The 16205-nt window shown below is 75.4% G+C and carries 1 protein-coding gene; it reads right to left on the reverse strand.

The annotated features are described in order from the left end of the window. Positions 1–19: 19 nt before the first annotated feature. The gene (locus Q5530_RS00305) at positions 20–16153 is read right to left on the reverse strand and encodes an SDR family NAD(P)-dependent oxidoreductase (RefSeq protein WP_415359862.1); all 16134 of its coding nucleotides are present in this window, start codon (positions 16151–16153) and stop codon (positions 20–22) included. Positions 16154–16205 lie beyond the last annotated feature (52 nt).

Below are 16205 nucleotides of genomic sequence, written 5' to 3' on the forward strand. Positions count from 1 at the left end.
TCATCACAGCAGGCGGTCGTCACAGTCCGGACAGCCACGCGCGCACGGCGGCCGCCGTGCTCTCGGCCGTGCTCTCCATCATCGTGAAGTGGTCACCGGGCACCTCCACCAGCTCGTGCGCGCCCGACCAGACCGCGCGCCACGTGCCGTCGCCCTCCTCGCCCTCGATCGACTCCTGCGGCCGCACGAACAGCACGGGCGCGGCCAGGTCCTCGACCGGGCACTCGGTGAGCAGCTTGGAGTAGCGGCCCATGGCGGCCAGCCGGGCGCCGCTGAACTCGCCGAACTCCGACTCGCGGGCCAGCAGCGCGTCGAGCATGTGGGTGAAGAACCGCGTCGTGGTCGCCCCCGTGGTGGGGTAGGTGTCCAGCAGCGCGACACCGACCGGCCCGAGGCCCCGGCGCTCCAGCAGCCCGGCCGCGGCGTGCGCGAACAGACCGCCCGAGGAGTACCCGGCCACCGCGTAGGGCCCCTGCTCCGCGATCGGGCGGATGGCCTCGGCGAAGTAGTCCACCGCGGCCGCCGCCGTGGCGGGCAGGCTCCCCTCCCGGTCGAAGCCGGGCGTCGGCAGCACCACCACGTCCAGCTCGTCGCGGAACCGCGCGGCCAGGCGGGCGTACTGCTGCGGCCCGCCCAGCGCCATCGGCGAGGCGAAGCACACCAGGGTCGGCGCGCCGGGACCCCGGCTCAGCGTGACCGCGGGCGGGATCTCCCCCGCCTCGGCCGCCGTGGTGAACGACTCCAGCACGTCCGCCGCGGCGGTGATCAGGGCCAGGCCCTGAGCCGGTCGGCCGCTGCGCACGGCCTGGCGGAACAGCGCGCCGATCGTGTCCCGCTCGGCCTCGGCGCGCGGCGCCGGCGCACCCTCGGCCGGGACCGCGGCCAGTTCGGCCCGCAGGTGCGCGGCCAACCGCTCGGACGTGCCGTGGTCGAACACCGCGGTGGTGGCCAGCCTCAGGCCCGTGACCCCGTTGAGCGCGTTGCGCAGCTCCACGGCGGTCAGCGAGTCGAGGCCCAGCTCCACGAACGCCCGGTCGGCCTCCACCGCACCGGCGCCGTCGTAGCCGAGCACCCCGGCGGCCGTGGCGCGCACGAGCTGCCGCAGCTCCTCGTCCTGCCCGGCGTCGTCCAGCCCGGCCAGGCGGCGGCGCAGCGCGGCCGGGTCGTCGGTGGCCGTCGCGGCGGTGCTCACCCGCGCGGCGGGCACCAGGCCGTTGAGGATCGGCGGCACCTGGCCGACGACCGCGCCCTTCAGGTCCAGCTTGACCGGCGCCAGCACGGCGTCGGGCAGCGCGCACGCCGCGTCGAACAGGGCCAGGCCCTCCTCCGCCGGCAGCGGTCGCACGCCGCCGCGCGCCATGCGGCCCCGGCCGGACTCGCCGAGCCCGCCGGTCATCGCGCTGTCCTCGGCCGCCCACAGGCCCCAGGCCAGCGACTGCGCGGGCAGGCCGCGGGCCTGCCGGTGCGCCGCCAGCGCGTCGAGGAACGCGTTGGCCGCCGCGTAGTTCGCCTGCCCCGCGCCGCCCAGCAGGCCGGCCGCGGAGGAGAACACCACGAACGCGGTCAGGTCGGGGTCCCCGGCGGTCAGCTCGTGCAGGTTGAGCACCGCGTCGACCTTGGGCCGCAGCACGGCGTCCACGCGCTCGGGCGTCAGCGAGGCCAGCACGCCGTCGTCGAGCACGCCCGCCGTGTGGACGACCCCGGTCACCGGGTGCTCGGCCAGCAGCGCGGCCAGCGCGTCCCGGTCGGCCACGTCGCACGCGGCCAGCTCGACCCGCGCGCCCAGCCCGGTCAGCTCCGCCACCAGCTCGGCGCCACCCGCGGCCGCCGCGCCGCGCCTGCTGACCAGCAGCAGGTCCCGCACGCCGTGCCCGGTCACCAGGTGCCGGGCCACCAGCCCGCCGAGCGCGCCCGTCGCGCCGGTCACCAGCACGCGCCCCTCGGGGCCGAACGCGCTGCCGGGCCGCTCGCCGCCCGCGACCACGCGGGCCAGCCGCGCCGCGCGCACCTGCCCGCCGCGCACCACAACCTGCGGCTCACCGCCCGCGACGACCGCCGCGAGCACCTGCGCCGACTCGTCCTGCCCGTCCAGGTCCACCAGCACGACCCGGTCCGGGTTCTCCGACTGCGCGGACCGCACCAGGCCCCACACCGCCGCCGAGGCCGGGTCGTCGCCGTCCTGCGCGCCGCGCGTCAGCACGACCAGCCTGGCCGCGCCGTAGCGCTCCTCGGCCAGCCACGACTGGAGCGCCGCCAGCACCCGGTGCGCGGCCGTGCGCACGGTCGCCGCGTCGAGCGAGCCGGTCGGCGCGACCTGCACCAGCACCACCTCGGGCGCGCCGTCCACCAGTGTCTCGCCGAGCGCGGTGAGGTCGGCGTGCGCCTCGACCGCGTACCCGGCGGCCTTGAGCACGGTGCCCACGCCCAGGTCGTCGTCGCCCACCAGGGCCCAGCGGCCGGTGACCGGCGCGGCGGGCGCCGCGACCGGCACCCACTCCGGCCGGAACAGCGAGTCCGCGCGCCGCGCCGGCTGCCCGGCGAACGGGCGCAGGGTCAGCGAGCGCACCGTGGCCACCGGGCGACCGGTCGGGTCTGCGAGGTCGAGCGACGCCTCGTCCCGACCGGCGCGGGTGATCCGCACCCGCAGGCCGGGCGCGCCGGCGGCGTGCAGGGTGACCCCGTTCCAGCCGAACGGCACGGCGGGCGGCTCGTCCGCGCCCCGGTCCAGGCCGATGGCCTGCACGGCGGCGTCCAGCGCGGCCGGGTGCACGCCGAACCGGAGGGCGTCGGCCGCCGCGTCCTCGGGCAGCACGATCTCGGCGAACAGCTCGCCGTCGCGCCGCCAGGCCCGGCGCAGGCCCTGGAACACCGGCCCGTAGTTCAGGCCCGCGTCCGCCATCTGCTCGTACAGGTCGTCGAACTCCAGCTCCTCCGCGCCGGCGGGCGGCCACTGGGTCAGCTCGACCCCGCTCCCGCCGTCGCCCGGGACGACCACGCCGGCGGCGTGCTTGGTCCACGGCGCGTCGTCGTCCGCGTCCTGCTCGCGGGCGTAGACGGCGACCGTGCGGGTGTTCTCGGAGGACGGCCCGGAAACCGACACCTGCACGCTCACCCCGCCGTCCTCGGGCAGCAGCAGCGGCGTGTGGATGGTCAGCTCCTCCAGCGCGCCGCACCCGGCGCGCGCACCCGCCTGGAGCGCCAGCTCCACCAGGCCGGCGCCGGGGAACACCACCACGCCGCCCAGGTCGTGGTCGACCAACCAGGGGTGGGTGTGCCGGGAGAGGAGACCGGTGACGATCAGGCCGTCGGTGTCGGGCAGCGTGGTGGTGGCGACCAGCAGCGGGTGCTCGGCCGCGCGCAGGCCCGTGGAGGCCACGTCGCCCGCCTCCGTGGAGCCGTCCATCCAGTAGCGCCTGCGCTGGAACGCGTAGGTCGGCAGGTCGACGCGCCGCCCGCCGCGCTCGGCGTAGAACGCCGCCCAGTCCACGTCCGCGCCGGTCACGTGCAGGCCCGCCACCGCGAGCACGGCGGTCGCCGCCTCCCCGCGGCCCTTGCGCTGGGCGGCCACGAGGGTGCCGTCGACCTGGGCCGTGCCGGTGAGCACGCCGTCCGGGCCGACCTCCAGGAACCGGGTGACGCCGCGCCCGGCGAGGTCGCTCACCGCGTCGTGGAACCGCACGGCCTGCCGGACGTGCCGGACCCAGTAGTCCGCGGTCACCAGGTCCCGACCCTCGGCCAGGACCCCGGTCAGCGTGGACACGACCGGCGTGGCCGGCACGCGGTAGGCGATCTGCTCGGCGACCGCGCGGAACTCCTCCAGCATCGGCTCCATCAACGGCGAGTGGAACGCGTGCGACACCGCCAACCGCTTCATCCGACGGCCTTCGAACTTCACCGCCAGCTCGTCCACGGCGTCGGCGGCACCGGACACGACCACCGCGGTCGGGCCGTTGACCGCAGCCAGGCCCACGCGGTCGCCCAGCAGCGGGAGGACCTCCTCCTCGGTGGCCTCGACCGCGAGCATCGCGCCACCGCTCGGCAGCGCCTGCATCAGGCGACCACGAGCCGCCACCAGCTTGCAGGCGTCCTCCAGCGAGAACACCCCCGCCACGTGCGCCGCCGCGATCTCACCGATCGAGTGACCCGCCAGGAAGTCCGGCCTCACACCCCAGGACTCCAACAACCGGAACAACGACACCTCGAACGCGAACAACGCCGGCTGGCTGAACCCCGTCTGGTTCAACAACTCCTGATCATCACCGAGCACCACGTCCGCCAGCGGCAGGTCGAAGGACCCGCACACCTCGTCGAACGCGGCCCGGAACACCGGGAACGCCTCGGCCAACTCGCGGCCCATGCCGATCCGCTGCGAACCCTGACCGGTGAACAGGAACGCCAGCCTGCCCGGCGCCACCCGGCCCTTGACCACGCCGGTCGCGCCGGCCACGTCGTCGGCGAGGGCGCGCAGCCCGGTCACCAGCTCCTCGCGGTCGCGGCCGACCACCGCCGCGCGGTGCTCCAGCGCGGACCGGTGCAGCGCGGTGGCCCGTGCCACGTCCACCACGTCGTGCGCCCCGTCGAGCAGGAAGGACGCCATCCGCTCGGCCTGGGCCCGCAGGCCCTCGGCGGACCGCGCGGACACCACCAGGGCGACCGGCTCGTCCGACTCGCGCCCCGCCACGGCCGGCGCCGCGGGCGCCTGCTCGATGATCGTGTGGGCGTTGGTGCCGCTGATGCCGAACGACGACACCCCGGCCCGGCGCGGGCGGCCCCTCTCGGGCCACGGCACCGACTCGGTCAGCAGCGAGACGTTGCCCTCGGACCAGTCGACGTGCCGTGACGGCTCGTCGACGTGCAGGGTCTTGGGGATGACGCCGTGCCGCATGGACATGACCATCTTGATGATCCCGGCGACACCGGCCGCCGCCTGCGTGTGGCCCATGTTCGACTTGATCGAGCCGAGCCAGAGCGGGGTCTCGCGGTCCTGGCCGTAGGTGGCCAGCAACGCCTGCGCCTCGATCGGGTCACCCAACGTCGTACCCGTACCGTGCGCCTCCACCGCATCCACATCAGACGGCACAAGACCCGCGTTCGCCAACGCCTGACGGATCACCCGCTGCTGCGACGGACCGTTCGGCGCCGTCAACCCGTTCGACGCACCGTCCTGGTTCACCGCCGAACCGCGCACGACCGCGAGCACGTCGTGCCCGTTGCGCCGCGCGTCGGAGAGCCGCTCCAGCACCAGCACGCCGACGCCCTCGCCCCAGCCCGTGCCGTTGGCCGAGTCGGAGAACGACTTGCAGCGGCCGTCCTCGGACAGCCCGCCCTGGCGGCTGAACTCCACGAACGTCTCGGGCGTGGCCATGACCGTGACCCCGCCGACGAGCGCGAGACCGCACTCGCCGGACCGCAGGGCCTGCGCCGCGAGGTGCAGCGCCACCAGGGACGAGGAGCACGCGGTGTCCACGGTGACCGCCGGGCCCTCCAGCCCGAAGGTGTAGGCGACGCGGCCGGACACCACGCTGCCGGCGTTGTGGCTGGTGATGTAGTCGTGGTACATCGTGCCGGCGAACACGCCGGTCTGGCTGCCGCGCAGCGACGCCGGGTCGATGCCCGCCCGCTCGAACGCCTCCCACGAGGTCTCCAGCAGCACGCGCTGCTGCGGGTCGAGCAGGACCGCCTCGCGCGGGGAGATGCCGAAGAACTCGGCGTCGAACTCGGCGGCGTCGTGCAGGAAGCCGCCCTGGTCGACGTAGGACGTGTCGGGCCGGGTGCGCGTGGGGTCGTAGAGCCGGCGCACGTCCCAGCCGCGGTCGACCGGGAACCCGCCGATCGCGTCGTTGCCCTCGGCCACCAGTCGCCACAGGTCCTCCGGCGACCGCACGCCACCGGGGTAGCGGCAGGCCATGCCGACGATGACCACGGGGTCGTCGTCCACGGCCTTGGCCTTCGCCACCACGACCTCGCCCCGGGAGCCGGTCAGCTCGCGGTGCACGTGCTCGGCCAGCGCGACCGGCGTCGGGTGGTCGAACACCAGGGTCGCGGGCAGCCGCAGGCCGGCCGCGGCGGACAGGGCGTTGCGGAACTCGACCGCGGTCAGCGAGTCGAAGCCCAGGTCCTGGAAGGCCCGGCCCGGGTCGACGGCGGCGGAGGTGGCGTGGCCCAGGACCGCGGCGATGTGCCCGGTCACCAGGTCCAGCACCGCTTCGCGGGCCTCGGCCTCGGGCAGGGCGGCCAGCCGGTCGCCCAGACCGCCCGCGACGGGCGCCTTGGCGGCGGTGCGGCGGACCGGACCGGCCAGGCCGCGCAGCAGCGGGGACAGGGCGTCGCCCTGCTCGCGCAGGCCCGCCGGGTCGAGCTTGGCGGGCACCACCAGCGCCTCGCCGGCGGCCAGCGCCGCGTCGAACAGCGCCAGGCCCTCCCGCTCGGTCAGCGGCAGCACGCCGCCCCGGGAGAGCCGGGCCAGGTCGTCGGCGTCGAGCGTGCCGGTCATCGCGCTGTCGTCCAGGCCCCACAGGCCCCACGCCATCGAGGTGGCGGGCAGGCCGGCGGCCCGGCGGTGCGCGGCGAGCGCGTCCAGGTAGGCGTTGGCCGCGGCGTAGTTGCCCTGGCCCGGCGCGCCCAGCACACCCGACAGGGACGAGAACACCACGAACGCCGACAGGTCGGAGGTCAACCGGTGCAGGTTCCACGCGGCGTCGACCTTGGGCCGCAGCACCGCGTCCACCCGCTCGGGGGTGAGGGCGGTGACCACGCCGTCGTCCAGCACACCGGCCACGTGCACGACCGCGGACACGTCCACCCCGGCCAACACCGGGGCCAACGCGTCGCGGTCGGCCGCGTCGCACGCCACCAGCCGCACCGAGGCGCCGGCGGCCTCCAGCTCCGCGACCAGCTCGGGACCGCCCTCGGCGGCCGGGCCGCGGCGGCTGAGCAGCAGCAGGTCCCGCACCCCCCGCTCGACCACCAGGTGCCGGGACAGGACCCGGCCCAGCGCGCCGGTCGCGCCGGTCACCACCACGGTGCCGGCGCCGAAGCCGGGGTCGGTTCCACCGGTGCCGGCGGTCCGGACCAGGCGCGCGGCGTGCGCGACCCCACCCCGGAAGGCCACCTGCGGCTCACCGGAGGCCAGGGCCACCGGCAGCGCCGCGTCCAGCGCGGTGCCCTCGTCCAGGTCGACCAGCAGGAACAGGTCCGGGTTCTCCGCCTGCGCGGAGCGCACCAGGCCCCACACCGCCGCGCCGACCAGGTCGGGCACTCCCCCGCCACCGACCGGCACCGCGCCGCGCGTCACCACGACCAGGTGCGAGGCGGCGAAGCGGTCCTCGGCCAGCCAGCTCTGGAGCACCGCCAGCACCCGGTGCGCCTCACCGTGCACCGCGGCCGGGTCCGTGCCCGCCTCCACGGGCAGCACCACGACGGCGGGCACGACGCCGCCGTTCACGGTGTCCCACTCGACCCAGGTGACCGGGTCGGCCGCCGGGAGGTCGAGCGGGGACCAGTCCACCCGGTACAGCGGGTCCCGGCGCACCGCCGCCCGCTGCCCCGTGCCGACCGGGCGCAGCGCCAGCGAGCCCACGGTCAGCACCGGGGTGCCGGCCGGGTCCGCGACGTCGAGCCGCACGCCCGCGCCGGTCGGCGCGACCCGCACCCGGACCGCCGAAGCGCCCGTGGCGTGCACCGCGACCCCGCTCCACGCGAAGGGCAGCGCGGCCTCCCGGCCGGCGTCACCGGCCAGCGCGATGGCGTGCAGGGCGGCGTCGAACAGCGCCGGGTGCACCTCGAACCCGTCGACCTCGACGTGCTCGGGCAGCACGACCTCGGCGAACACCTCGTTCCCGCGCTGCCAGGCCGCCTGGAGGCCCTGGAACACCGGGCCGTAGCCCAGGCCGGCGGCGGCGAAGCCCTCGTAGACGCCGTCGAGCGCGATCGGCTCGGCCCCGGCGGGCGGCCACTCGGTCAGGGCCGAGCCCTCGACCGGGCCGGCCGCCAGCACACCGGTGGCGTGACCGGTCCACGGCTCACCGCCGGCCGCGTCGTCGCGGGAGTGCACGGCCACCGAGCGGCGCCCGCTCGCGTCCGGCGCGGCCACGGTCACCTGGACCTGCACCGAGCCGTGCTCGGGCAGCACCAGCGGGGCGGACAGCGTCAGCTCCTCCACGACGCCGCAGCCGACGCCCGCACCGGCGCGGGCGGCCAGCTCCACGAACCCCGTGCCGGGGAACAGGACCACGTCGCCCACGCGGTGGTCGGCCAGCCACGGGTGCGTGCGCAGCGACAACCTGCCGGTGAACACCACGCCCTCGGAGTCCGCCAGCGTCATCGCCGCGCCCAGCAGCGGGTGGTCGGTGGCGTCCATGCCCGCGCCGACCGGCTCACCGACGACGGCCGGGTCGTCCATCCAGAAGCGCTCGTGCTGGAACGCGTAGGTCGGCAGGTCGACCCGCCGCCCGCCGCGCCCGGCGAAGAACGCCGCCCAGTCGACCGGCACGCCGTGCGCGAACGCCTGCCCGACCGCCGTCGTGACCGCGAGGACCTCGGCGCGGTCACGCCGCTGCGCGGCCACCAGCACGGCCGAGTCCACCGATTCCTGCGCCATGCCGGTGAGCACGCCGTCCGGGCCGACCTCCACGAACCGGGACACCCCGCGACCGGCCAGGTCGCGCACGCCGTCGTGGAACCGCACGGCCTGCCGGACGTGCCGGACCCAGTAGTCCGCCGAGACCAGGTCATCACCCTCGGCCAGCACACCGGTCAGCGTCGACACGATCGCCAACCGCGGCTGGTAGAACGATATACCCGCCGCCACCGCCCGGAACTCCTCCAGCATCGGCTCCATCAACGGCGAGTGGAACGCGTGCGACACCGCCAACCGCTTCATCCGACGACCCTTGAGCTGCGCCGACAGCTCCTCCACCGCATCGGCGGCACCCGAGACGACCACCGCGGTCGGCCCGTTGACCGCCGCCAAACCCACACGGTCGTTCAGCAGTAGAACGATTTCCTCTTCGGTCGCCTCCACCGCGAGCATCGCCCCACCCGAGGGCAGCGCCTGCATCAAGTGACCTCGAGCGGCGACCAGCTTGCAGGCGTCCTCAAGCGAGAACACCCCCGCCACGTGAGCCGCCGCGATCTCACCGATCGAGTGACCGGCCAAGAAGTCCGGCCTCACACCCCACGACTCCAACAACCGGAACAGCGACACCTCGAACGCGAACAACGCCGGCTGACTGAACCCCGTCTGGTTCAACAACTCCTGGTCGTCACCGAAAACGACGTCCTTCAGCGACCGCCCCAGCTCAACGTCCATCAGAGCGCAGACCTGCTCGAACGTTTCACCGAACACCGGGAAGGCGTCAGACAGCTCACGACCCATGCCGATGCGCTGCGAACCCTGACCCGTGAACAGGAACGCCAGCTTGCCGTTGCCGGCCACACCGCGCGCCACGGCCGGTGAAGCCGCGCCCGCGGCGAGCGCCCGCAGTCCGGCCAGCAGGCTGTCGCGATCGTCGCCGACCACCGCGGCGCGGTGCTCCAGCGCGGTCCGCCGGGTGGCCAGCGACCAGGCCAGGTCGGTCGGGTCGACACCGTTCTCCACCATGGGCAGCAGCCTCGCCGCCTGGGCGGGCAGCGCGCTCTCGGTGCGGGCGGACAGCACCCACGGCGCGGTGGCGGTCACGGTGACCGGCTCGACGCGCTCGACGTGCTCGGGCGCCTGCTCCAGCACCACGTGCGAGTTGGTGCCGCTGATGCCGAACGACGACACCCCGGCCCGGCGCGGACGCCCGACCTCGGGCCACGGCACGGCCTCGGTCAGCAGGGCGACGTTGCCCGCCTCCCAGTCCACGTGCGAGGACGGCTGGTCGACGTGCAGGGTCTTGGGAACGACGCCGTTGCGCATCGCCAGCACCATCTTGATCACGCCGGCGACACCGGCGGCCGCCTGGGTGTGGCCCAGGTTGGACTTCACCGAGCCCAGCCACAGGGGCTCCTCGCGGTCCTGGCCGTAGGTGGCCAGCAACGCCTGCGCCTCGATCGGGTCACCCAACGTCGTACCCGTACCGTGCGCCTCCACCGCATCCACATCAGACGGCACAAGACCCGCGTTCGCCAACGCCTGACGGATCACCCGCTGCTGCGACGGACCGTTCGGCGCCGTCAACCCGTTCGACGCACCGTCCTGGTTCACCGCCGAACCCTTGACCAGGGCCAGCACCGGGTGCCCGTGGCGGCGCGCGTCCGACAGCCGCTCCAGCACCAGCACACCGACGCCCTCGGACCAGCCGGTGCCGTCGGCGGCGTCCGCGAACGGCTTGCACCGGCCGTCCGGGGCCAGGCCGCGCTGGCGCGAGAACTCCACGAACGTCTCGGGCGTGGCCATCACGGTCACGCCGCCGGCCAGGGCGAGCGAGCACTCGCCCGACCGCAGGGCCTGCGCGGCGAGGTGGATCGCCACCAGCGACGACGAGCACGCGGTGTCCACCGACACCGCCGGGCCCTCGAAGCCGAAGGTGTAGGACACGCGGCCGGACACCACGCCGCCGGAGCTGTGGCCGGTCACGTAGTCGTGGTACATGACGCCGGCGAACACGCCGGTCGGGCTGCCCTTGAGGGCGGCCGGGTCGATGCCGCCGCGCTCGAACGCCTCCCAGGACGCCTCCAGCAGCAGCCGCTGCTGCGGGTCCATGATCACGGCCTCGCGCGGCGAGATGCCGAAGAAACCGGGGTCGAACAGCGCGGCGTCGTCGAGGAAGCCGCCCTCGGCCACGTAGGTGGTGTCGGGTCGCCGGGACTCGGGGTCGTGCAGCCTGGCCACGTTCCAGCCGCGGTCGACCGGGAACGCGCCGATGGCGTCGCGGCCCTCGGTCAGCAGTTGCCACAGGTCCTCCGGCGACCGCACGCCGCCGGGGTAGCGGCAGGACATGGCCACGATGGCGATGGGGTCGTCGTCGGCGCGCTTGGCCGCCACGACCGCCTTGGCGGTGGCCGCCGACCCGGACAGCCCGGTGAGCAGGTGCTCGACCAGCACCAGCGGCGTCGGGTAGTCGAACACCAGCGTGGCGGGCAGCCGCAGGCCGGTCGCGGCGTTGAGGCCGTTGCGCAGCTCCACGGCGGTCAGCGAGTCGAACCCGAGGTCCTGGAACGCCCGCGCGGGGTCCACGTCGTCGGGCGAGCCGTGGCCGAGGACGGCCGCGACCCGGGCCCGCACGAGGGACAGCACCTCGGTGTGCCGCTCCTCCTCGGACAGCCCGGCGAGCCGGCCCGCCAGCTCGGAGGTGTCGGCGGCGGCGGTCGCGGCGGCGGCGCGCTTGGCGGGGCGGCGCACGAGGCCGTCGAACGCCAGCGGCGCGTGGTCGCCCAGCGCCCGCAGCGCGCGCAGGTCCAGCCGGGCCGCGACCACGGCCGCCGCGTCGGCGGACACGGCCGCGTCGAACAGCGCCATGCCCTCCTCGGCGGTCAGCGGCAGCACGCCGTTGCGGGACATGCGGGCCTTGTCGCCGGCGTCGAGCGTGCCGGTCATGGCGCTCTCGACGTCCCAGAGGCCCCAGGCGATCGAGGTCGCCGGGAGGCCGGCGGTCCGGCGGCGCGCGGCGAGCGCGTCCAGGTAGGCGTTCGCGGCGGCGTAGTTGGCCTGGCCCGGCGCGCCCAGCACCCCGGACATCGAGGAGAACACCACGAACGCGGACAGGTCGGAGGTCAGCTCGTGCAGGTTCCAGGCGGCGTCGACCTTGGGCCGCAGCACGGTGTCCACGCGGGCGGGGTCCAGCGCGGTGATCACGCCGTCGTCCACCACGCCGGCCACGTGCACGACCGCGGACACGTCCACCCCGGCCAACACCGGGGCCAACGCGTCGCGGTCGGCCGCGTCGCACGCCACCAGCCGCACCGAGGCACCGGCGGCCTCCAGCTCCGCCACCAGCTCGGGACCGCCCTCGGCGGCCGGGCCGCGACGGCTCAGCAGCAGCAGGTCCCGCACCCCCCGCTCGACCACCAGGTGCCGGGACACGATGCGGCCGATGGAGCCGGTCGCGCCGGTCACCACCACGGTGCCGGCGCCGAAGCCCACGGGCTCCGCGCCGTCGGCGGCGGTGGCCAGGCGGGCGGCGGTCACCGAGTCGCCGCGGCAGGCCAGCTGCGGTTCGCCGGAGGCCACCGCGATCGACAGCGCCCGCGCCAGGTCGGTGCCCTCGACGTCGAGCAGGGTGACCAGGTCGGGGTTCTCGGCCTGCGCGGACCGCACCAGGCCCCACACCGCCGCGCCCGCCAGGTCGGTGGGGTCGTCGCCGACCGCTCCCCCGGTCACCACGACCAGGCGCGAGGCGGCGAACCTCGACTCGGACACCCACGCCTGGAGCACGCCCAGCACGCGGTGCACCTCGGTGCGCACGGACCCCGGCTCCTCGCCGCCCTCGACGGGCAGCACCACCACGGCGGGCACGTCACCGCCGGCGGCCAGGGAGTCCCATTCGGTCCAGTCCACCTCGGGCAGGTCGAGCCCGGCGGTGTCGACGGGCTTCCAGCCCAGCACGCGCAGCGGGCTGCGACCGGCGGCGGCCGGGCGCTGGTCGGCGGTCGGCCGCAGCACCAGCGACTCGACCGAGGCCACCGGCGCGCCGGTCGGGTCGGCCACCTCGACGGCCACCCCACCCGCGCCCGCCGGGGACAGCCGGACGCGCAGGGCGGCGGCGCCCGCGGCGTGCACGGTCACCCCGGTCCAGGAGAACGGCAGGCCGCGGTGCTCGTCCAGGCCGCTCAGGCCCAGCGCGTGCAGCGCGGCGTCCAGCGCGGCCGGGTGCAGGCCGAAGCGCTCCGCGTCGGCCGCGTCGGGCAGCGCCACCTCGGCGAACAGCTCGTCGCCCCGCCGCCACGCGGCGCGCAGGCCGCGGAACGCGGGACCGTAGTCCAGGCCGCCCTCGGTCAGGCGGTCGTACAGGCCGTCCAGGGGCAGGGCCTCGGCCCCGGCGGGCGGCCACTGCGCCAGGTCGAACCCGGCGCGCGGGCGGCCCGCGGCGAGCCGGCCGGTGGCGTGCGTCGTCCACGGCGCGTCGACGCCGCCGTCCTCGTCGCGCGAGTACACCTCGAACGGGCGCACGCCGGTCGCGTCGGGCGTGCCGACCACGAGCTGGAGCTGCACCGCGCCCTGCTCGGGCAGCACCAGCGGGGTGGCCAGGGTCAGCTCGTCGACCACGCCGCAGCCGACGTCCTCGCCGACCCGGGCGGCCAGCTCGACGAAGCCCGTGCCGGGGAAGAACACCGAGCCGCCCACGCGGTGGTCGCCCAGCCACGGGTGCGACCGCAGCGACAGCCGGCCGGTGAAGACCACCCCGTCGGAGTTCGCCAGCGTCATCGCCGCACCGAGCAGCGGGTGGTCGGTGGCGTCCAGGCCGGCGGAGGACACGTCGCCCACCGCCGAGGACGACTCGATCCAGTACCGCTCGCGCTGGAACGCGTAGGTCGGCAGCTCCACGCGGTGCGTGGCGCGCCCGGCGAACACCGCCGCCCAGTCGATCGGCTCACCGGCGACGTGCGCCTGGGCCAACGCGGTGACCAGCGCGGTCACCTCGTCGCGGTCGCGGCGCTGGGTGGCCACGAGCACGGCCGGGTCAACCGACTCCTGCGCCATGCCGGTCAGCACGCCGTCCGGGCCGACCTCGACGAACCGCGAGACGCCCTGGGCGGCGAGGAACTCCACGCCGTCGTGGAACCGCACGGCCTGCCGGACGTGGCGCACCCAGTAGTCGGCCGAGCCCAGCTCCGCGGCGGACGCGAGCGCCCCGGTCACGGTCGACACCACGGCCAACTCGGGCTGGTGGAACGAGATACCCGCCGCCACCGCGCGGAACTCCTCCAGCATCGGCTCCATCAGCGGGGAGTGGAACGCGTGCGAGACGGCCAGCCGCTTCATGCGGCGACCTTCGAGCCGCGCCGCCACCTCCTCCACGGCCTCGGCGGCACCGGAGAGCACCACCGACGTCGGCCCGTTGACCGCCGCCAGGCCCACCTGGTCGGTCAGGAACGGCCGAACCTCGTCCTCGGTCGCCTGAACGGCCAGCATCGCGCCACCCGAGGGCAGCGCCTGCATCAACCGGCCCCGCGCGGCGACCAGCTTGCAGGCGTCCTCCAGCGAGAACACCCCCGCGACGTGAGCCGCCGCGATCTCACCGATCGAGTGACCGGCGAGGAAGTCCGGCTTCAGGCCCCAGGACTCCAACAACCGGAACAGCGATACCTCGAACGCGAACAGAGCGGGCTGGCTGAACGCCGTCTGGTTCAGCAGCTCCTGGTCGTCACCGAAAACGATGTCCTTCAGCGATCGTCCCAGCTCGACGTCCATCAGGGCGCAGACCTGGTCGAACGTCTCACCGAACACCGGGAACCCGGCGTGCAGGCGGCGGCCCATGCCGACCCGCTGCGAACCCTGGCCGGTGAACAGGAAAGCCGACCGACCACCGCCTGCCACGCCGCGCACCACGGCCGCCCCGTGCTCGCGCAGCTGCGCGAGCGCGTCGGCGGTGTCGGTGGCCAGCACCACGGCCCGGTGCTCCATCGGAGCACGCGTGGTCGCCAGTGCGGCGGCCACGTCCACGACCGAGGTCCCGGCGCCCGACACCCCGACATCCAACACCCCGACATCCAACACCCCGGCGGCCAACACCCCGGCGAGCCGCTCCTCCTGCGCCGCGAGACCGGCCGCCGTGCGGCCGGACACCAGCCACGGCACGGGCGCGCCCTCGGGCCACCCGGCGCCCGCCGCCGGCTCGGCGTCGGGCTCGGCCTGCTCCAGGATGATGTGCCCGTTGGTGCCGCTCACGCCGAACGCCGAGACCGCCGCCCGCCGGGGCCGGTCCACCTCCGGCCAGGGGCGCGTCCCGGTCAGCAGCTCGATGTGCCCGGACGACCAGTCCACGTGCGTGGACGGCGTCCCCACGTGCAGCGACCGGGGCATCACGCCGTGCCGGATCGCCATCACGGCCTTGATCACGCCGCTGACCGCCGCCGACGCCTGGGCGTGGCCGATGTTGGACTTGATCGACCCCAGCCACAGCGGGCGGTCGGCCGAGCGCTCGCGGCCGTAGGTGGCCAGCAGCGCCTGCGCCTCGATCGGGTCGCCCAGCGTGGTGCCCGTGCCGTGCGCCTCGACGAGGTCCACCTCGGTGGACGACAGGCCGGCGTTGGCCAGCGCCTGGAGGATGACCCGCTGCTGCGACGGCCCGTTGGGCGCGGTCAGCCCGTTGGACGCGCCGTCCTGGTTGAGCGCGGAGCCGCGCACCACGGCCAGCACCTCGTGCCCGTTGCGGCGCGCGTCGGACAGCCGCTCCAGCAGGACCATGCCGACGCCCTCGCCCCAGCCGGTGCCGTCGGCGTCCTCGGAGAACGGCTTGCACCGGCCGTCCGGGGCCAGGCCGCGCTGCCGGGAGAACGCGACGAACGCGCCGGGCGTGGACATGACCGTCACGCCGCCCGCGAGCGCGAGCGAGCACTCGCGCTGGCGCAGCGCCTGGGCGGCCAGGTGGATCGCGACCAGCGCCGAGGAGCACGCGGTGTTGATGGTGAGCGAGGGGCCCTCCAGCCCGAGGGCGTAGGACACCCGGCCGGAGATCACCGCCGAGGTGCTGCCGGTGCTCATGTACGCCTCGACGGCCTCGGGCAGGTCGGTCAGCCGGTCCCAGTAGTCCTGGCCGCCGCAGCCGACGTAGACACCCACGGGCTTGCCGCGCAGCGCGTCGGGGTTGATGCCGGCGCGCTCCACGGTCTCCCAGGCGGTCTCCAGCACGATCCGCTGCTGCGGGTCCATGGCCAGCGCCTCGCGCGGGCTGATGCCGAAGAACCCGGCGTCGAAGTCGGCCACGTCGTGCACGAAGCCGCCCTGGTGCACGTAGCTCGACCCGGAGCGGTCGGGGTCCGGGTCGAACAGCGCGTCGGTGTCCCAGCCCCGGTCGGTCGGGAAGTCGCCGATGGCGTCACCGCCCTCCGCGACCAGCCGCCACAGGTCCTCCGGCGACCGCACCCCGCCGGGGTAGCGGCACCCCATCGCGACGATCGCGATCGGCTCCTGCTCGTCGGACTCGGCCTCGCGCAGGCGCTGGCGCGTCTGGTGGAGGTCGGCCGTCACCTTCTTGAGGTAGTCGAGGAGCTTCTCTTCGTTCGCCATCGTTGTGCCTCACCAAGTCTGCCGTGCCGGAGGGGAGTGACGCCCAGGGGAC

The sequence above is a fragment of the Saccharothrix sp. BKS2 genome, from assembly GCF_047689505.1.
GTDB classification, from domain to species: Bacteria; Actinomycetota; Actinomycetes; order Mycobacteriales; family Pseudonocardiaceae; genus Actinosynnema; species Actinosynnema lopnurensis.

What these genes read in the sequence shown, in the direction of transcription:
- Q5530_RS00305 (WP_415359862.1), bottom strand. Translation starts at nt 16,153, where the DNA reads ATGGCGAACGAAGAGAAGCTCCTCGACTACCTCAAGAAGGTGACGGCC.